This is a genomic window from Listeria costaricensis (genome assembly GCF_900183385.1).
In the GTDB taxonomy this organism is placed as follows: Bacteria; Bacillota; Bacilli; order Lactobacillales; family Listeriaceae; genus Listeria; species Listeria costaricensis.
The window spans coordinates 1-22,879 of sequence record NZ_FXUT01000020.1 but is presented as its reverse complement, the minus strand read 5'-3'; the positions used below and the strand labels follow the sequence as shown (position 1 = coordinate 22,879).

19 protein-coding genes are annotated in these 22,879 nt (G+C 44.5%); 1 reads left to right on the top strand and 18 read right to left on the bottom strand.

Annotated elements, in window-relative coordinates:
* Positions 1-42 precede the first annotated feature (42 nt).
* The 10 genes from CS921_RS12970 to CS921_RS12925 all read right to left on the bottom strand — a co-directional run bounded on the left by CS921_RS12970 (position 43) and on the right by CS921_RS12925 (position 17,210).
* Complete coding sequence (locus CS921_RS12970; RefSeq protein ID WP_099224567.1) at positions 43-3,984, bottom strand: TIM-barrel domain-containing protein; 3,942 nt, start codon at positions 3,982-3,984, stop codon at positions 43-45.
* 81 nt (positions 3,985-4,065) lie between these two features.
* A complete protein-coding gene (locus CS921_RS12965) occupies positions 4,066-7,344 on the bottom strand; it encodes a TIM-barrel domain-containing protein (RefSeq protein WP_099224565.1) in 3,279 nt (1,092 codons plus the stop codon).
* Between the two features lie 504 nt (positions 7,345-7,848).
* On the bottom strand, positions 7,849-8,727 hold the full coding sequence (locus tag CS921_RS12960) for a helix-turn-helix domain-containing protein (protein WP_162921770.1): 879 nt from the start codon (positions 8,725-8,727) through the stop codon (positions 7,849-7,851).
* Positions 8,728-9,275: 548 nt separating this feature from the next.
* Positions 9,276-9,740: an SsrA-binding protein SmpB gene (gene smpB / locus CS921_RS12955; RefSeq protein ID WP_099224561.1), complete on the bottom strand. Its 465-nt coding sequence runs from the start codon at positions 9,738-9,740 to the stop codon at positions 9,276-9,278.
* 16 nt (positions 9,741-9,756) lie between these two features.
* Positions 9,757-12,132 carry a ribonuclease R gene (gene rnr / locus CS921_RS12950; protein ID WP_099224560.1) on the bottom strand — a complete coding sequence of 792 codons (2,376 nt, stop codon included), beginning with the start codon at positions 12,130-12,132 and terminating at the stop codon, positions 9,757-9,759.
* 41 nt (positions 12,133-12,173) lie between these two features.
* Positions 12,174-12,920: an alpha/beta hydrolase gene (locus CS921_RS12945; RefSeq protein ID WP_099224592.1), complete on the bottom strand. Its 747-nt coding sequence runs from the start codon at positions 12,918-12,920 to the stop codon at positions 12,174-12,176.
* A 137-nt stretch (positions 12,921-13,057) separates the two neighbouring features.
* The gene (secG, locus tag CS921_RS12940) at positions 13,058-13,288 is read right to left on the bottom strand and encodes a preprotein translocase subunit SecG (protein WP_099224559.1); all 231 of its coding nucleotides are present in this window, start codon (positions 13,286-13,288) and stop codon (positions 13,058-13,060) included.
* 111 nt (positions 13,289-13,399) lie between these two features.
* Entirely contained in the window at positions 13,400-14,161 is a 762-nt protein-coding gene (gene aroD, locus CS921_RS12935) for a type I 3-dehydroquinate dehydratase (protein WP_099224558.1), read from the bottom strand.
* A gap of 42 nt (positions 14,162-14,203) precedes the next feature.
* Positions 14,204-15,076 carry a shikimate dehydrogenase gene (locus CS921_RS12930; protein WP_099224557.1) on the bottom strand — a complete coding sequence of 291 codons (873 nt, stop codon included), beginning with the start codon at positions 15,074-15,076 and terminating at the stop codon, positions 14,204-14,206.
* Between the two features lie 136 nt (positions 15,077-15,212).
* Positions 15,213-17,210, bottom strand: coding sequence for an NAD(P)/FAD-dependent oxidoreductase (locus CS921_RS12925; protein ID WP_099224556.1), 1,998 nt, complete (start codon positions 17,208-17,210; stop codon positions 15,213-15,215).
* A 204-nt stretch (positions 17,211-17,414) separates the two neighbouring features.
* On the opposite strand from CS921_RS12925, the gene CS921_RS12920 reads away from it, so the two are divergent.
* On the top strand, positions 17,415-18,314 hold the full coding sequence (locus CS921_RS12920; RefSeq protein ID WP_099224555.1) for a LysR family transcriptional regulator: 900 nt from the start codon (positions 17,415-17,417) through the stop codon (positions 18,312-18,314).
* 54 nt (positions 18,315-18,368) lie between these two features.
* Here CS921_RS12920 and CS921_RS12915 read toward each other — a convergent pair whose 3' ends face one another.
* From CS921_RS12915 to CS921_RS12880, 8 genes are all read right to left on the bottom strand, one after another.
* Entirely contained in the window at positions 18,369-19,100 is a 732-nt protein-coding gene (locus CS921_RS12915) for an NUDIX domain-containing protein (RefSeq protein ID WP_099224554.1), read from the bottom strand.
* Complete coding sequence (locus CS921_RS12910) at positions 19,097-19,894, bottom strand: putative ABC transporter permease (protein ID WP_099224553.1); 798 nt, start codon at positions 19,892-19,894, stop codon at positions 19,097-19,099. The genes CS921_RS12915 and CS921_RS12910 overlap by 4 nt, the downstream gene beginning before the upstream one ends.
* Before the next feature lie 104 nt (positions 19,895-19,998).
* A complete protein-coding gene (rpmF, locus tag CS921_RS12905) occupies positions 19,999-20,163 on the bottom strand; it encodes a 50S ribosomal protein L32 (protein ID WP_099224552.1) in 165 nt (54 codons plus the stop codon).
* A gap of 65 nt (positions 20,164-20,228) precedes the next feature.
* Positions 20,229-20,804 carry a nitroreductase family protein gene (locus CS921_RS12900; RefSeq protein WP_099224551.1) on the bottom strand — a complete coding sequence of 192 codons (576 nt, stop codon included), beginning with the start codon at positions 20,802-20,804 and terminating at the stop codon, positions 20,229-20,231.
* Entirely contained in the window at positions 20,788-21,174 is a 387-nt protein-coding gene (gene isdG, locus CS921_RS12895; RefSeq protein WP_099224550.1) for a heme oxygenase IsdG, read from the bottom strand. The genes CS921_RS12900 and isdG overlap by 17 nt, the downstream gene beginning before the upstream one ends.
* A gap of 64 nt (positions 21,175-21,238) precedes the next feature.
* Entirely contained in the window at positions 21,239-21,598 is a 360-nt protein-coding gene (locus CS921_RS12890) for a DUF488 domain-containing protein (RefSeq protein ID WP_205527785.1), read from the bottom strand.
* A gap of 229 nt (positions 21,599-21,827) precedes the next feature.
* Positions 21,828-22,379 (bottom strand): hypothetical protein, encoded by a 552-nt coding sequence (locus CS921_RS12885; RefSeq protein WP_099224547.1) that lies wholly within the window; start codon positions 22,377-22,379, stop codon positions 21,828-21,830.
* Entirely contained in the window at positions 22,351-22,722 is a 372-nt protein-coding gene (locus CS921_RS12880) for a hypothetical protein (RefSeq protein ID WP_205527784.1), read from the bottom strand. The genes CS921_RS12885 and CS921_RS12880 overlap by 29 nt, the downstream gene beginning before the upstream one ends.
* Positions 22,723-22,879: the final 157 nt, after the last annotated feature.

The following is a 22,879-nucleotide window of genomic DNA, read 5'->3' as shown; positions in this document are numbered from 1 at the left end:
AAAACCTTGCCGATAATTTTCCAATCGACAAGGTTTTCAAAATTATTCGGTCAGACTTTCTTCAATACTGACATTATCAATATGAAGGGTCGTGCCTCCCGGAGAGTCGACATAGAAGCCCACACTGAGGTTGCCTGTTGTCACATGGATATTTTCCACATGAATATAATGCCACTTGCCGTCGTCTGTCAGATTGACATTTTGCCCACTCGTGCTATCGTAAGCAGACAGTTCCATTCGAGCGGTCGTTGGCGAAGTATTGCTCAGCTTCACCCAGGCCGATACATCATAATTTGTATTGTTTTTCGGCACCTGAATCTCCTGATGGATGCTTTCCTGATAGGCACCCGGAAGATAGAAATAGGCACTCTGGTCACCGAATTTTGGTGATTCAGGCGGATTGACACCTGAACCGCTGTCAACGCCATAAGCGCTCTCCTGACCATCCGCATGCCATTCTGTCCAATTATTTGTTTGCGAGGCCGCTCGTTCAAAGCCGCTGTCATCCAGCAGATTTTTTTCTGATGAAACAGGTGCTGTGATCGGCTCTTTAGAAACGAGAATCCGGTCAATATTGACGTTCCCCGTTGTCCCATTATCCATCAAATAGGAAACTTTATTGACACCTGCTTTCAAATTCACCGTCGTGTTTGTATCGCTCCAAATGTTCCAATTTTGCCCGTAGGAAGGGAATTCGACACGCGATTCATACGTACCGTTCGCATACAGGTCAAGCGATTGCGGCATGCCCGTCCCATTAGCCGTGCGGGTGTTCAGCGTGTAGCTGCCGTCTTCCGGTACAGTCACTTCAAAGGTCAGCTCATCGCCGGCATTTAGAAACGATTCAACAAAACCTGTGCCGCTGTAATACCAATGCTCGTTATTTTCGATAAGCGTGCCGCCCATTTTGGCATCCTCTGCTTCCACTTTCAAAACATCCGGATTTGTCGACAGCTCCACTTTGTCAAGCTCAATATTCGTGCCGTCGTCGCCTGCATCTTTGACCACTTCATAACTGATACTGTTTTTACCAGCAGAAAGTGGCAATGTGCTTGTTGCAACGGTTTCAGCAGGTGCTAGTTTCACCTCTTCTACACGTTCCCCATTGACAAAAATGCTCAACGTTTCTGCACTGCTACCTGTATTTTTGTAAGTCAGGTCCACACTGTAGTCGCCGCTGTCTTTCACATTGGCATATACAGTCGCACCGGTTCCGTCAGCATCCAGTCCAGTAACCGAGCCGTCAGACACTTCCGGACGGTCAGCCAGCGTTTCAGCAAACAAGGAGCCCTTCTCCATTTCATAAACCGCTTTGTCCGCTGCTGTACTAGAACCCGTTGTTTGAATCACCGTATCTGCTGTACCTTGTGCGGCCACTTTGACATAGGTCACATCCCCATAAACATCAGTCCCCGTTGCAAACCCGGTTCCCGCTGCCGCTTCGAGTGCAGTCAGATCATCATATTTCGTTGCCGCCGAACCGTCAATATTGACATTTTCTGCCGCTTCGCCATGAAGTTTGACAATATAGTTCGATGTGTTGGAGTTATAGTCACCCGTTTTCGCCTTGACGGTAAAAGTCGAGCCGCTATCACTTCCAGATACTTCAAATGCCTGCTTCATGTAAGAAGAAGAGCCTTTTTCATAATCGTAGCTGCTGCCATCATCGTCATAATGCGTGAATGTCGTTGTTTCATTTGACGCAAACGTATCCAGATAGATCGTTTCTGCAGAAGTAGTATCAATATGGTCTTCCGGCTGCTGCATTGGAATGATCGCGCCTTGTTTAACGAACATTGGCAGATCCGACCAGTTTTCTGCATCCACTTGGTAAGAAATCGTTTGACCGCCTTCGTAGACATCGCCGCGGTTGTAATCAATCCAAGTTCCTGCCGGCAGATAGATCTCCCGCGATCCAGCCCCCTCTTCCAAAATTGGCGCAACTAGTAGATTGTCACCAAACATCCATTCATTCGTCATATTGGCCACATTATCATCATCCGGATAGTTGAATGTGAGCGGCTGTACCAAACCGACGCCATTTTCATAGGCATTTCGTTCATAGGCATACATATACGGCACCATCGAATAGCGCCAGATCATGCTGCTTTTCGCCATTTCCTCTGCTGTACCACCGTAGTACCAAGGCTGACGCTGCTGATTGTCGTTCCCGTGCGTACGGAAGACCGGCACGACCGAGCTGAATTCCATCCATCGCGTATAAAGTTCTGGATCAGGGTTCAACACTTGACCTGAATTGGCATTAAAGCCGCCCGTATCCATGCCCCATTTCGTCTGACCAAGGTTGATCGAAGAAAGCATTGTGCTTGGCTGTTCACTCATCCCGTTTGCCCAGTCAATGACCTCTCCTTTTTTCCACTGAACGCCAATATCCCCCGACCACATCGATGTCCCGTACCGCTGTGCCCCCGGATAATATGTCCGCGCCGTTTGCCACACACGTTCCGAGTCATTCGTATAGTCGCGCTGACCCTCATACATCGTTTGCGACATAAAGCCCGTTGTAAAGTTGCCAAACCAGTACTGCGCCGCTCCGGATGACACTTTATCGGTTTCATCATTCCACCAGCCGACGATTCCTTTATTATAAGCATCTTCTGAATGCGACCACCACCATGCTCGTTCGTCCGCATTATAAGGATCGATACTTTCTACCGTCACCGGAACAAAATAATCCTGATATGGCGCCTGCCCCGGATAGAAGTAGCCGTTTGCCGCAGCATCTTGCCCTTGTTGCGTCGGTGTTCCATCTTCCAAATTGGTCACCACACGCGGTTTCGTAATCCCAATCATGTTGATATTTTGCTCATCCATATCTTCTTTTAACTTTGTTGTTGCGGCAGAAGGGAAATTATCTGTATTCCAAGTGAACTCGCCATAGTCCCCACCATGAACCGGATCCCCGTAAAATTTCCAGTCATAGTCGAACGCATAGGCATCAATCGGAATGCCTTTCGCGCGGTAAGTATCCACGTTATTACGGAATTCCTCTTCATTAATGCCCCATTCAAAATTTGAAAAGCCCAGCGACCATTTTGGCATCATCGGCGTATGTCCCGTTACATCCGCATAAGAAGCCATAATTTCTTCTGGATTGCCTGCCATCAGATAAAGCTCGACGTTTTTCTTATCGTAGCGCCGGCCCTCCTCAACCGTATCCCCGTAATAAAATTCTAACTTGCCCGTTGATGCTTCTGAGAAAGGATAGCCGCCGTCACTGTCTACCAGGATCCCGTATCCATCCGTCGACCACATGAACGGCCCGCCTGCATTCCCCTGCTGCCCAGCCTGCACCGTTTTATTCGCATCCGCCGTATTATCCCGCTCCATACCAAGATCCCCGTCGCCAAAACTGATTCCATAAGCGCCGTAAATATGATCGTCCGCACCGCGTTTAAAACGCACACCACCGTTAAAAATCCCGCCATCTGCTGACTCGGATAAAAGGACATTCCCATCTTTGTCTTTGAATGTCATTCGCGCCGGATTGCGTGCAATTTCTAATGTGCAGGCAGCAGTCGAGATAACAATTGGATCGCCCGATGTATCAATATCCGCCTCGATAGCCGAAAAACTAGCATCCGGGTCGATCATTGGTGTATCCGCACTGTCAGCCACGTTGCTCGGCCGGAGATTCACTTTCAGCAGATTATTTTTAAGCGGCGTGATTTCCAAATAGTCGTCATCCGCCTCATCGCCATTGTCGATTTGAAGTGACACCATATTGTCTGTAACCGTCACATTGATGACATTGCCCAGCCCCTCTTCCGCACTGACCTGATCGTACTGCTCCTGCGTCAGATTGTTCGCCTGCCCGTTGTAAGCAGCGACCTTCTGTTCAGCCTTTTTCCCAGTCTCCTCTGCTGAAACCGGAACAGTAATCGGGACATCTGCTAAAACACCGAATAGCGCAATCGAAGCAACGGATAAACTTGTAAAAACTTGCTTGAACCCTTTTTTCATGCCTTGTTCTCCCTTTCTGTCTAGTATCTTATTCTCCCCATACGAGAGAATAGGAAGAGACGACTCCCCCTATCCTCACGCTTATTTCACTACGACATGGTCAAAATTGATGCCTGCCGTATCTGTATCGCCGAATGTGAAAACGACTTGATTGTTTCCGTCATGCAGGGTAATTGGTACCTCGACAGTTGCCCAAGTATCCCAGTCAGCTGTTTTTGGCAAATTGATCGTCTGCTTAGCGCCATTAACATAAACCGTCCGCGTCGCATCTTCCACACCCGCACTGTAACGCACTTCCATCGTATAATTACCAGCACCATTTTCCGGTTGGATATCCAGCTCAACCGCCTGATTAGTTTGATCAAGTCCAGCTACAAAGCCAGTCCCCGTATATCCCGCATGATCACTTGCTGTTCCAACATTCGTCAAGTGGCCGAATTCAGCCTCATATGGCGCATGATGAATGCCTGTAAGAAGTACTTCACCGCCCGTTGAAGCCTGCGGTACTTTCACATAGGTCAAATTTTGCTCCGCGTTGTAGTAATAGCCTGAACTAGCAGCATTGAAATCAGCCAGTGTAGCACAAGCTGTCAGTGCTGTCCCGCCAACTGTCACGTCACTCGGTTCCGTACCAAAGACTTGAAGTGTCACATCATTGGCCATTGCAGGTACATTCACCGTTACTTTTTCATTCGCAAAGTCCTCCGCTACACGAATATCCAGCATGTTGCCGTCATTTACATCATCATAGTAACTGTAAGAGCTGTCACCAGATGGATAGATCCGATACGTAAAGTTGTCATAAGCTTCCAAATCATTGCCCACATTTTGACCAAGCTCATAGCCGTCCGTCAAATTCATCGGCACGATTGCTCCTGCTTTTACAAAGACTGGCAGCGTATCCACATCTGCATAATAGTTGATCGTTTCTCCGCCAGTATGAATCCCGCCGTTCCAAAGATCGATCCATTCACCTTCTGGCAGATAGATTTCTTTCGTCGTCTGTCCAGATTCCATAACCGGTGCTACAAGCAGGTTGTCACCAAACATATACTGCTCATCCAGCCCTTTTGTATCAACATCGTCCGGATAATCCATTGCCATTGGCCGCATCATCGACTTCCCATTATCAGCAGTTTCCTTAGCCGAAGTATAAATATACGGCAGCAAATTCATCCGCGAGTAGAAATATTTTTGGAAAGTCGGCATAATGCTTTCGTCGCCAGTACGCGCAACGGCATTCCAAGGAGACCGTTCTTCACTTGGCGTTGGATCGGATTTCTCCGAGTGAAATTGCATGATTGGACAAAAGGCAGCCATTTCAGTCGCCCGTTTATAAAGCTCGGCTGTTGGATAATCACCTGTAAAGCCGGCCATATCCCATGCCCAGTAAGAAACACCTGATGAAGCGGCCGACAAGCCTGCTTTCATGGACGCCTGGAACGAGTCAAATGTGGACGGCTGATCACCAGACCAGTAAATGCCTGATGTCTGAGCGCCGGAAGTTCCAGAACGGCTAAAGCTGACCGCATTCGGATTTAAGTCACGCGCAAAGTTGAAATAGCTGGAAACATAGTCACTTGGATAGCGGTTCCGCATCGACTGCCCGGTTTCTCCATTGGCAAAAGTCGTATCGTGCCCCCAGACCATTTCGCCGCCGTCCGTCTTGAACCCATCAATGCCCACTTCTGACACCAGGTATTCCCGCTGCGACGTCCACCAGTCAACTGCCTCCTGATTGGTAAAGTCTAGCAGAATGCCATTTCCGAACCACTGCGACGCCGGCACCCGGTATGGCGCCCCTGTCCCGTCATCCGCACAGTAGCCCTGCGCAATCATGTAGGCTTCATCATTGTCGCGCTGTTCATAGGTCGTCCCGTCATCTTTCAGAACCGGCACCTGCCACAGCACGATATTCATTCCTGCATCATGGACATCCTGAACCATCCCTTTTGGATCCTTCCAGCGACCATTAAACGTGAAATCACTATAAGAAAACGGTTCGCCATTTACTTTAGGCGTATAAGTCGCATCATTCCAGATGTAATAGGTCTCCTCATCGCTCCATTGCTCCAGCACAAAACCAGTTGCCGGAATGTCGTTTGCTTTGGCATTTGCCAAGGCATTTTGGACATCCGCATCCTGATTCCATTCATTGGCCGACATCCAAAGACCAAATGCCCATTTTGGAAGCAGCTCCGTTTTCCCGGTAATATCCGTATAGTGATCGACAATTTCGTTTTGATCATCGCCACCGATAATGTAATAGTCGAGCATCTGATTCATATCACCGTCATTGTCCAGCACGAAGGTATACTTATCCTCCACTTTTGTCGCCATCTGGAACTGCGAGTGGAAGTCAGAATCGACGTACATGCCGTAGTGATTATCGCTGACAAAGAATGGCACCGCCAAGTACGTCCGCTGTGTTTGCGCCTGATCCTGATACTCATTATAGACATACGTTTCAACATCATAGCCGCGCTGATTGAGCGAATCGTACCGTTCACCAAAGCCATAGAATGCCTCATCGAGCGGTGTTGCATAGCTATTTTGGAACTGATTGATGACATTTTTGCCATCTGTCAGCCAGCCCAGTGAATTGGCCGTCGTATATTCCTCCGTCAGTTTTGTTCCGTCCGCCTTGTAAACTTCCATCCGGTACGGTTGTTTATCAATTTCCACTCGCAATTTATCTGTCGTGATCGTGGTGTGATCTGCCGTATCATTCAGCGTATAGCCTGAAATACCGCCATGTCCTGTCTCATTACCAGTAGGCGATAATTCTGTACGGAGCACATCACTCTCTTTAAAAGAAAGATAGAGTTTTGGCGAAAAAGTACCTGCCGTTGCCGACATATTGAGTGCAATCTTATCCCCTTGATCTTCTACACTTGTTACATCCTGCACATATTCCCAGTCAGTCACATAGAATGTATAAGGACCACTAGAAACTTCATTGCCGCCATTTACATTTGCCTTAATCGTATAAGTAATTTTGTCCCCTTTTTTAAAGCTACCTATATTGGCATCCCAGTAAGTATTATTACCGGAATTGTAATTGTACGCAGCTCCTACATCAGGTTGCGCCTCATCATTTTTCGTCCATTCCACCCAGACACTTTGACCCGATTCAATCGGCCATGTCGTAATGTTGAGAATGACGTCTTCACCTGCTTTTGGATCACGTGGACTTCTCTCTGTAGGTTGAACTGTATATAAATCGTCGTCTCCATATGGATTATGATAGACCCCATCCAGTGCAAACGCGGTCGAAGCAAAAAGATTCGTTAGTAGCAATGCCACCAAAACTGCACTAATCCTTTTAATCCACCGCTTTCTCCCTTTTTTATCTCTCATGAACATCACACTCCCTAAATTTTATTACCAACCAAACATCCTTTGATCAGCGGAGTATTAAAACGGTTTCCCGCCCAATACAAAAATATGCTGCGATTCGGCAGTATTCATTGCGATTCACAGCACTGTGTGTTACAGAGAAAATTCCATGTTAAACAAGCTTAAAACAACCAGTTGATACTTTCTAAGATCGTTGCTAACATTTTCTCTCCCCTCCTTACTTTTTATACTGTCAGCTTAGCAAACTTAGGAAATATTTCTTAATATGCATCAAATATGAACATTATTTTTAGCCGTCCAGACAATAAACAGAGCCAATTCAGCACAAATATGCCATAAAAAAACACCAGTATCGCTACTGGTGAATACTAAAATCTCTTAAATCGTATGATAAATGTGGGAGTTCGAATAAAGAAATTTTAGCAAGGGTGTGATTCGTACAAACTGAGTGTACAGGATTTTTCTTCTCTTAGCGAAAAAAGCCTCATTTTTGAACATTACAACTTAGCAATGAAACGTCATTTCATAGTGCGCCAATTCTTTCTCCAGACTCTCATACAATTCCTGATCCCCAAGAGCCTGACTAATATTCAGCGCTTTTTGAATAAAATCTATGCCATCATTTTGTCCATTATTCATCAATTGAAGTGTAATTCCTTTTTTCAGCAAAACCATGCAATAGGAAAAATAGAGCCGCGCTTTTCGGGCAAGTGGGATGGCCTCTTCAAAATAAGGCAGTGCCAAATCATAGCGATCATTCATCAAACAAATCGTCCCCATGTTAATACGCAAAGAAACAGCCATATTTTTTGTATCATACAAATACTTATAACGCTCCAACTGTTTAAGAAGTTGCTTCGTAATATGGATGGCACTTTCTAATTCAAAAATAAAAATAATATTGCGTAAAAGTAAGATATCATTCCAATAAAGCTGCTCACTCTTAGAAAGCCGTTCCCAAATATAATGGACTTTTAAACGCGCATGTGAAAAATCATGCTCTTTTTCTGCTAATAAAATTCCTTCTAGGCAGGCGCGTATATCAAAGATGAGCTGGTCAGCTTTTTTACTCAAGTACTCGTCACATTCGGAAATCAATTTCTCAATTTTATTCTCCTGCGATGACGTGCGAAATTCTGCATATTGATAGAGCAGCATTTGTTTTTCAGTCGGCTTATAGTCATTTCTAACAAAAATAAACTCATCAAAAGTAATATTTAGCTTAGAAACAATGGCTGCAAAACGATCAAAACTCGGCATCACTTCACCATGCTCCGCTTTTTGATAATTAGAACGACTAAGAATTCCTTCACTTACAGATTGCTGCGTCAAATTTTTACTTTCTCGAATAAACTTCAATGTTTCCCCTGCTGTTTTTGCCACTTGGCTCACCCCGATTAGTTTATGTCTAAGCTTATTTTACGGGGATATCCCACTATTAGCAAGCGCTTTCAATATTTTTTAATTCTGACCTGTTTCAAATGGTTTATCTATCACATTATTTAATTATAGTAACTTTCGATTATTTATACCTTTATCTTTTAATATTAACTTCCTTGACTATCACTATTGTTATTTATTTTTACTATCAAAAAAGCCTCACAAACTTAATAGCTTCATGAGGCTCAAAATATTCTCTTACTCGATGACAAGCGGAATACTGTAGTCAGTCTCCCTTCCATCAAGATCCCTATTTACGTTAAACATGACTTCAACAATATAATTCCCTGCTGGCAAACTACTTGTATCTACCTGCACTCTTTGTGTCGCTTCATTTTTTATAAAATATCATTTTAAAGGAGCTCTTTTTAAGATACATCATATTTGAACAAAATAAAAAAGCTGGCAGCGTGAACGTAACACCACCAAAAATCAGATCTGAAAATCCAACTTTTAGAGGCGAGCTCATAACTACCAGCTTTTTGATATCATTAACGTTGCCGTTCCTTAAATGCCCGCTCGATATCGCGCTTCGCTTCCTTGCGCTTCAAGTCTTCGCGTTTATCGTATTTTTTCTTCCCTTTTGCAAGTCCGATGAGAACTTTTGCATAGCCATCCTTGATATACATCTTGAGTGGCACAAGGGAATAACCAGCTTCTTTCGTTTCACCGATTAGCTTGTTGATCTGCTTGCGATGGAGCAGCAACTTGCGCGTTCTTAAGGGATCGTGGTTGAAACGATTGCCTTGCTCGTAAGGACTGATATGCATATTATGCAGCATGACCTCGCCCTTTTCAATTCGCGCATAGGCATCCTTCAGATTGACGCGGGCATTACGGACAGACTTAATCTCTGTACCTTGTAAAACAATTCCCGCCTCATACGTATCTTCAATTGCAAAATCATGACGCGCTTTCTTATTTTGAGCAATGAGTTTGCCTTCACCTTTTGGCATCCGGCTTCAGTCCTTTCTAACGGCGTTTTTTCTTTTTGTTTTTTGGCTGACCTTTTTTAGCCACATTGTCGTAAAAGGCCCGTTTTTTCTTCTTCTTCGGCTTAGTGGACCACTCGTCATCTGGCGAGTCCGTTCGCTTATGACTGCCCTCATTCTTAGAACGGCGGCCTCCCTGGCGTTTTCTTTCCCCGCCTTTATAGCCTCTTGTTTTGTCAATCGGTTTCTGCTTCTGGCGTTTTAGAGCGGCGCCTTCTTTGCCCGCACTCAGCAGCATGAAATCAATTTCCCGTGCATCGACATCGACTTTGGTCACTTCTACGTCCACTTCATCACCAATTCGGTAAATTTGGCCCGTCCGCTCGCCAATCATGGCCAGCAGATTTTGGTGGAACTGGTAGTAGTCGCCCTTCATTGCGCTGACATGAACGAGTCCTTCAATCGTGTTCGGCAGCTCGATAAAGAGGCCAAAATTGGTCACAGAGCTGATGATGCCTTTAAAGCGCTCGCCAACTTTGTCCACCATGAATTCGGTCTTCTTGAGTTCATCCGTTTCACGTTCCGCCTCGACTGCCCGGCGCTCCATTTTTGAAGCGTGCTCAGCAATGTTTGGCAATTCTTCTGCCCGTTTCGCAATCGTTTCCGCGCTGACGTCTCCGCTGATCAAATACTGGCGAATCAGACGGTGCACAATCAGGTCGGGATAACGACGAATCGGCGAGGTGAAATGTGTGTAGAAATCTGTTGCCAGTCCAAAGTGGCCGGCACTGACTGTATCGTATTTAGCCTGCTGCATTGAGCGTAGCATGACGGTTGAAATGACCATCTCTTCCGGTTTGCCTTTTACTTCATCCAGCACTTGTTGAAGCGCTGCCGGGTGGATATTCCCACTGCTGCCCTTCACAACAAGCCCAAAATTCGTGATAAACTCGAAAAAGCGAGCCAGCTTGTCCTCTTTTGGATCTTCATGGATACGGTAAATGAACGGCACATCCATCCAGTGGAAATGCTCTGCCACGGTTTCATTGGCCGCCAGCATAAATTCTTCGATCAGCCGCTCGCCTTCTGAACGCTTCCGAAGTACCACTTCCGCCGGGCGACCTTCACTATCGACGACCACTCTTGCTTCCTTGGCATCAAAATCGATTGCCCCGCGCAGTTCACGTTTCCGCCGTAAAATGTGCGACAGTTTTTCCATGTCCTCTAGCATTGGCACGATATGCGCATATTTTTCCCGCAGCGCTTCGTCCTTTTCCACCAGAATTGCATTGACGTCACTGTAAGTCATGCGTTCGGTCGTTTTTATCACACTTTCAAAAATTTCATGGTTTACGACCTGTCCTGTTTCATCAATCTCCATCTCACAGCTCATCGTCAAACGGTCCACCTGCGGATTCAGCGAGCAGATGCCATTCGACAGCTTGTGCGGTAGCATCGGAATCACCCGGTCGACCAGATAGACACTCGTCCCGCGGTCAAGCGCCTCTTTATTCAGCGCCGAATCCTCTGTCACATAATGGCTGACATCGGCAATATGGACACCCAGTTTGTAATGACCGTTCTCCATCTTCGTCACCGTTACGGCATCATCTAGGTCTTTTGCGTCAGCCCCATCGATTGTAATGATGACTTCATTTCGCAAATCACGGCGACCTGCCAAATCACTCTCCCGTACAGTATCCGGTGCGGCACCCGCTTCTTTCATGACCTCATCAGGGAAGGCGATGGAAATGCCGTGCTTATGGATAATCGATAAAATATCGACACCCGGATCATTGCGATGGCCGATGATCATTTTGACCAGACCGCGCGCCCGTGTTTGTCCATGTGCATAGGCTGTGATCTCCACAATGACTTTATGTCCGTCGACCGGCTTCAAACCATCCGCCAGATCAACCTCCACCTCGCCAAATACTTTTTTATCATCCGGGACAACAAAGCCACTGCCCACCAGGTCTTCAAAATACGTTCCGACGATCTGCGTCGTCTTGCGTTCAACGATCCGACTGATGGTGCCTTCCGCCAGATTTTCACCTTTACGCTTGGTGATACTTGCAAGCACGAGATCGCCGTTCATCGCATCATTGACCTCGTTCGGTGGAATAAAAATGTCATCCAGTTCTTTTTCTTCCGGCAAAACAAAGCCAAAGCCGCGTTCATGTGCTCGGAAGGTTCCTTTTACATAATCTAATTTTTCAGGGAGAGCGTAACGATTTCGTTTCGTCCGCACGATTTTTCCCGCATCTTCAAGATGAACCAGTGCTTTCACCATTTGCTTGAATTCATCCGCATCCGCGAGTGTCATCTTGCTCTCTAAATCGTCCAGTGAAAACGTCTGATCTTTTGCTTCCTGTAAAACTACAAGAATCTTTTCTTCTATCCGTTGTTGGTCCAAAATTCTCCCTCCTTTCTCTTTTCTGTTAAAAAATATATACCCTATTCATGCCAATCCAAGTGATTTAGAAAGGCCAAAATATCATCCTGTAATGTTTTCCGTTCCTTGTCGATCGTAATCACATGGCCGGAGTTTTCATACCACTTTAGCTCCTTGTCCGGCGATTCGACCGTCTCATAAATCCATTCAGCCCCCAGCGGATCCACCATATCGTCCAGTTTCCCCTGTGCGATAAAAATCGGTGCGTACAGCATGTCCACCTCGCCCGCGACGGCATTGATTTCATCTTTCAGCTTGGCGATCTGACTCATTGATTTTGTCTCGTATTCCGCCATTTCATATTCAATCTGGGAAGCCGTCTTGCCTTCCAGCTTCTTATAATTGCGCACATAGTCCAGATAGCCAGCAATAATGGGCGAAGAACTGTCCATTTTAGTCGGCGTGCTCATGGAAACTATTCCCACTACAGGTCTTGTGAAACCTAGTTTGAGTGAAAATAAGCCGCCGAGTGAAAGCCCTGCAACAGCGATTTCCTGATAGCCGAGCTCCTGCAAATGATCATAGGCATCCAGCACGTCCTGCCACCAATCAGCTGGACCGGTTTGAAGCAAGAGGTCCGGCGAGACGCCATGTCCTTTATATTGCGGCGCATAGCAAGTGTAGTCGTGATCCTGCAAAAAATGCCCGAGCATCCGCACGTCAGCAGAACTTCCAGTAAATCCGTGAAGGAGTAAAACCGCTCGCTTGCCTGTTTCAAATAAAAACGGTTTTGGCGGTGTAATTTTCATCATAAAACGCTCCCCTTAAAAATTCGTTCCATTCTATAGTTTACGTGAATTCATGCGGAATCTCAAATATTAAAAATAGTTTTGTAACTAAAAAAAGTTGAGACAAAAATGTCTCAACTTTTGGAAAGATTCAATCCTCAAATAAAGAATCCAAGTGCAATCAGTATCGCAAAGAAGATGATGGATAGAACGATTGTTGCACGATGCAAAATCAATTCCAGCCCTCTTGCTTTTTGTTTGCCGAATAATTGTTCCGCTCCACCGGAAATCGCACCGGACAAGCCGTTACTTTTACCAGGTTGAAGAATAATTACTATCACAAGCAGTACTGATACAATGATAAGTAGTACTGTTAATACTGTGTTCATTGTTCTTTCCTCCTAAAACCGTCCATTTTGACCTAAAACTAATCTTACCATAATTCATGCGTACGGGCAACCATACTCACAAAATTGTCATAATTTCCGGTCAGCTATTTCTTAAAATTGGCTGTCAAGGAGGTTTAGTACGTGTTTCAATTCAGCCACATCAATCTGACCCGGTGCTGAAGCTTTTTTAGCGGCACCAAATGTCACAGCTGATCCAAACACTTGACCTGCTAAACGGCTGATTACACCCACACCCGCCATCGACATGGTGATAATTGGACGGTCTGCATATTGTTCTTTCATGGTGTTCGTTGCGTCCAAAAGAACCAGTACATCTGCAGAAGATTGCGGCATAACCGCGATTTTAGGAATATCCGCGCCGAGTTCCTGCATTTTACGCAGACGGCTGATAATTTCTTCCTTCGCTGGTGTCTTATCGAAATCGTGGTTGCTGATGATCACTTTCACACCTGCCACGTGAGCCGCTTCGATCAAACTTTTCACATCGGATGCTTCATTGAACAGCTCCACATCGACTAAATCGATTTGACCCGTTTGTGCCAGTTCACGATTCAGTTCAAAGTAATATTCATCTGATACCGCTTTTTCGCCGCCTTCTTTTTTGCTGCGGAATGTAAAGAGTAGCGGTGTATCAGGCAAAACCTCGCGAAGTGCTTGAAGTGCTTCTTTGACAGCGGCAATATCTTCGACTCCTTCAAAAAAGTCCACACGCCATTCAACGATATCTAATTCAATATTTTTAAGAAAAGTCGCTTCCTCTTGAAGAGCAGCAATGGTTTTTCCAACAATCGGTACGCAGATTTTCGGTGCGCCTTCGCCAATTGTCACATTTTTAACTGTAACAGTACTCATTTGAATTCTCCTTTAGTCCTTGTGGATTGATTGTATCACATTTTAGAATAAGATTTCTTTGATATAATCGACAGGCATTTCTTCCCCTGTGAAAAGTTCGAATGCTTCAGCGCCTTGATAAAGCATCATGCCAAGACCGTTAATGGCTTTTTTAGCCCCATGTTCTTTGGCAAATTTAAGCAGCTTGGTTTCTTTCGGCATATACACGACATCAAAAACGACCAAGTCAGGACGGATGATTTCTGGATCATTGATTAGACTTTCATCTTCAAGCGGCTTCATACCAACGCCTGTTGCATCAATATAGATGCTGCTTGCTGCAATTTCACGCTTGAATGCTTCCTGATCTGCCAAATCATAGACAGTCGCTTTACAATCTGTATGTTCATTAATTTTACGTGCATTTTCAACCGCATTTTCAAAACATTCATCCTGACGATTGAAAATGGATAATTCTTTCACGCCGTCAAGAGCCGCTTGGATCGCAATCGCTGTTCCGGCACCGCCAGCACCTGTCATGGTTACTTTTTGTCCTTTTACTTCCACGCCTTCTTCGCGAAGAGAACGCATTGCGCCAGTTCCGTCTGTCACATGACCTACAAGATGACCCTTGCCATCTTTGTTGACAACCGTATTGACTGCACCTGCTAATTTTGCAGCTGGGGAAAGTTCATCCAGGTAAGGAATAATCGCTTGTTTATTCGGCATGGATACGTTGGAGCCGCGGATGCCCATTGCTCGGATCCCTTTGACAGCATCCTCAAGTTCATCATTGCCCACTTCAAATGCTAAGTAAGCATAGTCCAAGCCAAGTTTTGCGAAAGCTTCATTGTGCATTGTTGGAGATAAGCTGTGACGGATTGGTGTTGCGAGTAAACTGATTAATAGTGTGTGTCCTGTAATACGTTCTGCCATTTTTTCATCTTTCCTTTCAATTGGAGAATATTTAAAGAAGAAAACTTTGTGAATAAACGAACTTATTTTTACAGACGTTTTCTTCCGCTTGCCTAAAGGAAATTGGAAAAGAGCCAGAGCCCTTTCCCAACCTTTTTTACGAGCGTGCGCCGATTTTTTCTAATGTATACAGAATATCGCGGCCTTCACGCATACCTTCTAGAATCTTTCTTGCTTGTTTGCTGTCGCCAATGTTGACAACTTCCACATGATGCTCCTGCCCATAATCAAGCAGCTCGCTAAGCCCAGGATTTTCTGGACGCATGCCGAGGCAGACAAAACCATGGTCAAACGGAAGCTGGATTTCTTCGCCGTCCGCCTTCACTTTAAAGTGGTCTGCACAAACTTCTGTCAGTGCCGTGCTTGTCCGTTGCTCAACTTGGTACTTTTTCAGTGTATCATTCATGGAAAGTTTTGTAATATGATCAAGGTCTTTTCCAAGAACTGGCAGCATTTCGACGATCGTCACTTTTGCTCCCCGTTCTGCAAAGAATTCCACTACATCAAGTCCAACTGCACCGCCGCCGATAACCACAATTCGTTTATCTGCAAAATCTGTGAACTGATCAATTTTTGAGATTAAACCGAAAATAGAGTGAACAGATCCATTTTCTTGGTCAATGTACTCATGCAAACCTTTAATTGGTGGAAGTAATGGTTTGGAGCCTGTCGCGTTAATCACGACATCTGGGTTATATTTATGAATGAAAGCAGTATCTGCTTTGGTGCCAGTAAAGATTTTCAGATTGTGGAGCGATTTGGCCCGATTTTCCAGATACGTTGGCAAATCAGCGATCCGACGTTTATCCGGCAGTTTGGAAATTTCTCTGGACAGGCCGCCTAGATACTCTTTTTCTTCAAACAAGAAGGTATCACAACCGACTTCTGCCGCCGTACAAGCTGCCTCAAGCCCAGCCGTTCCGCCACCGATGACTACAACATTTGTCGGGCGGTTGACTTGTTTTTTCTTATAAGCATCTTCATCGATTATATCCGGATTTACCGTACAACGAATCGGCTTCGATTTCGCAATCCGGTGGTCCGCACAGCCAATATTGCAGGAAATACATTTTCTCAGCATGTGTTCCTGTCCAGCCGCCACTTTGTTGACCCAATTTGGTTCAGCAATCAGGCCGCGCCCCATCGCCAGAAAGTCCGCTTCGCCATTTGCCAGAATTTCTTCCGCACGCCGTGGATCACGAATATTGCCGCTTGTGATGGTCGGTTTGCCAAATTTGTCGCGAACTGCTTTGGAAAGATAGCTCCGCCAGCCGTCCTCAAGGTTCATTTGGTCGATCTGCAAATACAGATTGTTGTTGACTGCCGCTGAAACGTTCAGAATGTCCGCTTCTTCTTGGCAATATTCTAGAATTTCCAGAATGTCTTCTAGATGGTTGCCCCCGTCGATAAATTCATCTGCACTGAAACGCAGGATGATGGGGAAAAATGGCCCCACTGTCGCCCGGACCTTTTCGATGACCAGTTTGACAATCCGTGCCCGATTTTCGGCATTGCCGCCAAATTCGTCCGTCCGTTTATTATAAAGCGGCGACAAGAACTGGCACAATAGGTAAGAGTGACCAGCGTGGATTTCCACCGCGTCAAAACCCGCTTGCTGTACACGTCTCGCAGCTTCTCCGTATTTTTCAATAATGTCATAGATTTCATCTTTCGTAAGTGGACGCGGTACGATGCCGCCCGGTTTAGACGGAATATCAGATGCCGATACTGGCTGCAAACCACCTAAGCGACCCGGATATGCCGAAGCCCCCGCATGGTTGATCTGTACGGATACCATGGCACCATACCGATGCAGCCGTTCCGTTGCTTTTACAAAGCCTGGAATATACTGATCATTGTCAATCCGCAGCTGTGTCGTTCCGTTCGTTCCATAAGGAAAATCGATGCAAACGTTTTCGATTGTAATCATCCCAGTGCCGCCTTTTGCGCGCTGTTCATAATATTTAATATGTTCTTCCGGGAATTCACCGTTCATACTGGCCAAGTTGGTTCCCATTGGCGGCATCACGATTCTGTTTTTAAAGGTTGTGCGTTTCACTGTTAATGGTTTAAAAATATTCGGGTAATCAGTCATTCAAAATCTTCCTCCTGTAGAATAAGGTCCCGTATTCAATTTTGTTAAAATCTTCACGTTCAATTATGCACAAATTCATTTACATGTTCATTATATCGCTCGCCAATCTATTAATCTAATACATATTTTCATCATTATTGATAGATTTTTTCTATAAAATAACGTACACTAAAGGAAAGAAAACCTTGAACAGGAGGACTGGATGTGAATCTGCGTCAGTTATATTATTTTCGAAAGCTGGCTGAAAAAGAGCACTATACAGAAGCTGCTGCCGAACTCTCGATTACTCAGCCGTCACTCAGCCACGCGATTTCAGAACTGGAAAAAGAACTGGGCACTTATTTGTTTGAGAAACAGGGACGAAATATCCGATTGACCAAATACGGTCGCTTTTTCCTTGCCTATGTGGAAAAGTCGCTGGATGAACTGGAAAAAGGCGAGCGTCTTTTGCAGGAGCTCACCAGTCCATCCAAGGGGAAAATTGATTTGGGCTTTATTTACACGATGGGTGCCCATTTTGTACCCGAACTTGTCCAGGAATTCACTTCCCAGCCAGGTAATCAGGAGGTAACTTTTTCATTTTTCCAAGGGGCGACAAATTCGATCATCCCCAAATTAAAAGCCGAAAAGTTCGATTTGGCCATCTGTTCCCATGTGGAAGACGAGCCGGAAATCCAGTTTACACCGATCACACGGCAAGAACTGGTGATTGTCGTAGCTAAAAATCATCCACTCGCCCAAAAATCGAGTATTGACCTATATGAAACAGCCGACTATCCATTTGTCTTTTTTGCCGATACCAGCGGATTACGTCCTTTGATTGATGATTTGTTTGCTGAAATCGGGGTCACGCCGAACATTGCCTGCTACGTTGAAGAGGATACGGCCATGGCAGGACTCGTCAGCGTCAATTATGGAATTGCCATCATGCCGAATATTTCCTCTCTGCCGCATTATGATGTCAAAGTCCTCCCGCTAAAAAGCCCAGAACACGATCGCTTTATTTATCTGGCTACAGTAAAAAATCGTTATCTTCCGCCCGCCGCACGAAAATTCCGTGATTTCGCCATTCAGTTTGGTGAAGCGAACTATTTACACAAATAAACAGACACCGACTTGCCGGAGAAGTTTCCTGCAAATCGGTGTCTCTTTTTGCTGCTAAAAGAAAATGCTATGGGCTTTCGCTTCGGAAATAAATTGATAGTCGCCTGCTTCATTCTGCTCAATAAATGGCAGTAAATTCAAATAGGAGGAAAATTCCTCAAATGGCGGCAGCGTGTCCTGTTTCGTGCAGCCTTCAAGCACCGCATAAAGCTCAGCGGCAGAAAAGACTTCCGGCAGAAAATCACTGACTTTTGTGGTTAAAAGTAGCTCCTTTGTGATACTTTCAAAGGCATCCGTCAATATATCCTTATGATCAAATGCAAGCGGCAATTCTAGGGCTTTTTCAATTGGGAAAAGGGCGACATTCTGGGCATCATCCCCAGCCGCTCTTTTTTCCAGTGCTGCAAGTGGCACAAAAGCATAATGGGCACGGGAAATGATCCAACCGCGCGGATCTCGGCCTGGTTTATCATAAACGCCAAAAGCCGTCAGGGGAATATCCGTCAAACCGGTTTCTTCTTCCAGTTCGCGAACACCAGCAGTATGGGCATCCTCATGCTCATCCACGAACCCGCCGGGAATTGCCCACTTGCCGCCTTCCATATTCGGCTTGCCTTCCGCGTTGGTTTTGGCACGCTCGATCAGTAGGACATGTAGCTTGGGACGATCCGCTTCATTTTTCACTGTGAATAATAAAATGTCACTCGTATAGCCATCTGGCGTCCGAAATACGGAGGCGTCGTAATTTTTAAGTGCATCTTCCGCTTTTACAAAATGGTCGGTCATTCTTTTTCCTCTTTTCTTTTTTTATCATCAAGTTTAAGCAAAGTAGAACGTAAATTTTCAAAATGCGGCATCTGTTTCAATTTCATATTTGGAAAAGCCTTCAACATTCGGCGTTCAGAGAATCGAAGCGGTCGCATCCCGTGAGCCAGCTTCCAATTTTCTTTTTCGTGCAGATGCTTTCCTTTTTGAAAGTCGGCCTCAAATTCAGCGGTTCGTTTTTCAAGTGTAGAGCGCAATTCTTCTGCCTGATGCTCCATCTTAACACGAAATTCGCCGATTGCTTTTTGGAAGCCGACCATGCTTGTAACTGATTTTACCGTATCTATCAGCATAAGTATAGTGATGATTGCTGGTAAATAAAAACCGAATTGTCCGTAAAGCCAGTTGGCAAACTCTTCCACCTCTGGATTGATCACTTTGACGATCAGCGTACAGCCAAATCCCCAAAATAGCGAAACTGGCACTGCGATCCGACCGCCGATATTGAGAGGCACATCATGGTAGTCCCACCAAGTCGCATGGAAAAATTTTTCCAGAAAGTAGCTTGTCAGATATTCCAAAATGGAGACCAGCACAGCCGATAATAAAAACAGCCAAATGATATGTTCTTTCAAGGGATCCATCAAGTAGAGCACCATCACGACACCAAAGCCGTAGATTGGGCAATATGGTCCAAATAAAAAGCCGCGGTAAACATACTTCCGTGCCTTCAAAGAGCAGTAGACCGTTTCCCAAAGCCAGCCCATCACTGCATAGATAAAGAAAAGTAAAATTGCTAAACTCCAAGCTTCCATTGTTCCACCTCTTTGTTCATTCTTACACAATCATCCTTATGTATTACCCCAAAGTGGCCTTCAAAAAACCCGCAGCCAAATTTGGTTACGGGTATCAACATTATTTAAATAATTTGTTTGCCGCCATATGTGCCATCAGGCGAAATCCGGTGACTCATGCGGTATTCTCCAGTTTCTTTATCAAACTGCAAGCCTGGGACAGAGAGACCTTTATGCGTCCGACGCTTGTTTTTCTTCGCTTTTGACGTACGTCTTGCTGGTACAGCCATTTCTTGCACCTCCACTCTTTCACATTTCCTATTGTAACGCTCTTGGCTCATTTTTTCAAACTGCCTTAGATTTCTTTGATCCATTCGCTGGCAGACCGACGCGATTTGGCCGCTGGAAGCTCTGTCACGCGCGTTAAGGCAAAAACCCCCATGACTTTTTCATCCGCCGGAATGCCCAATTTTTCTTGAAAAGCTTGTTCAAAAATAAATTTTCCCGAACGCCATAATGTACCGATTTCTTTTTCAAAAGCCAGAATCTGGAAGTTCTGAATAAACGCACTCACTGCACAGATGGCTTCAAAATCTTTCTTTTCATCCCCCGTTATCGTAGAGGTGACGATTAAAATAAGCGGACTCTCGCCTACTTTCTTTTGCTGACTGGTGGCCAGGTCTGCTTTTTTCGCTTCGGTAAGCGGTGCATCCGCCTTGGCTGCAAACCCTTCGACTACTGCTTGGAAATAGCGATTCTTTTGGGCATCCGTTTCGATCGTATAGACATGCCACGGCTCTACTTTACTGTGAAAAGGAGCTGATCCAGCTGCTTCCAGCAATTCCATCACAACCTTTTTGTCGAGCGGCTCGCTACTGATTTTCTTAACCGAGCGGCGTTTTAAGACGGGATGCTCAATGGGTATTTTCATGCAGGATATCCCCCTTTTCAGCAGGCGCCTGCATATGGACAACTTCATATTGTGTAATAGTGCTGCTTAGGATTCCTTTGCGGTCACGCTGCTGGTCACGGCTGTCTTTCGTTCGACCATGTGCTTGCTTGAAAGAGTCGCTTTTAACCCATGCTTTTTGCGCGGCCTCACTGACCCATTTGCTCGTTACGACAACTTCTTCATAATCCGCCTCTGGTAAATGTGTCTGCCAAAGCTCAAACCCTAGAAATCCATCTACATCAGCAATTTGTCGAGTCGGTGCCCCATCGCCTGCATGACCAGCAAATTGCTTAATCACATGTGCTGCATATCCTTTTTCTACCTTGATCGTGTTCGTCACAATAATCATTCGCACTACCCCCAATATAATTGCTTGCGCTTTAGCACCATTATATTGATAATGATTATCATTGTCAATTGTTGGTATTTTTTAACCACACTTGAAGAATCGCAGCTTGGTTATGCACAGGATCTTTGGCGCCATAAAGAAGCGTCACATTCCCAGCGGATAAAGCCTTTTCGATATGGAATCGAAAGTTTTCAGCCTGCGGATTTTGAGCAAGCTCTTGCAGATAAGCCTTTGTAAAAGTTTCAAACGGTATTTTCCCCTGATGAAAAGCTTTTCGAAGTTCATTTGTGGGGGCAATTTCCTTTGGCCAGTCATCGAGATTCGCCTTTTCTTTTGAAACCCCACGCGGCCACAGCCGATCAACTAAAATACGCTTTCCGTCTTCTTTACTGGGTTCTTCATAAATTCGTTTAATTTTTAACAATTTAATCGCTTCTTTCGCTTTTTTAGGGTTTTCTTATGTCTTTACTGGTATCTTCTCATCTTTTGACGTTATATTAGTAATAGATTTCAACCACAATTACTTTTTCCCCTTTTTTTGTAATTGTGAATCTTATACTCCCTTTTTTCAGCTCATCTGGTAGATGGGCTTTTTTTGTTATATTTTCCAAATAAAAAAACTCCGATTTACAATAATCGAAGTTTCTTATTAATTATGAATGAAAATATATACCTTCTACAGTAGCAATCCTCTGCACGAAAGATAGGAAATCCTCATTTCGGCTAATCACGTGCACAAACAATGAATGAATACATATCAACATTTTTTCTTTTGGAAAAGAAAGAATCGTATTTACATTTCCCTGCAAACTCTCCTGAATACTCACTTTAACTTTATCAAAACTCGATTTGGATTGCTCTAACTTGAAAATCTCTGTATCAAAATAAGCAGAATTAACAAATACTTCTTCCGCATAAGCTACTAACATGAGGAGTACTTTTTCAAATTTAGGCATGTATGAAAGAAAGTTTTGAGTCCACACTCCATTCTCAGATTCTACCTCATATTCAAATTCCCAAAAATATATTTCACTCCCCATTTGTTTAGGCAAAATATCAATAAATTTTGGTGAAACAGCCCAATCTATTTCCGAATAATTTTCTAATAGAAAATCTTCCTCAAAAATTCTATTTTCTTTTGGACCAACAAGCTTTTCTTCTATTAAAAATGAGTAGCTATTTTGATAAAATTTTTCCATTTCCATCAGTCGAAGCCTTCCTTTTTCCTTTTTTATCCTTGATTTTCCATTTTTTCCCGCCATGGCCAGCTGTATCTTTTTCTTTCGTATAACCTGTCTTTGGGTCTTTCCATGCTGATTTCCCTTTAACTTTTTGATTAAACTTACCTAATTGTACATTCCCATTTTTATCAAGCAAGCTAGTTGGAATATCATACTGCATTGACACCGAACACTGTTTTGATGGTTTAATCCAAATTAATGCTTTCGCTTCTTGCGGTTGTGCGGTAAAACTAACAAAACTAATACCACTAAAAATTACTGTCGCAACTATCATTTTAATGATACCCTTTTTCACTATCCCTGTCATTTTTCAACAGCTCCCATCTTTTTATAAGCAAAGAATATCATGATACCGCTTACAAAAGGGTTTATAGGGTATTTTTCTAACTATTGTAACAAATCAATTTTTCAACTATTAAGATAGCACCAAATAACTTATAGATTATCTTTTTACGCTATTTTTA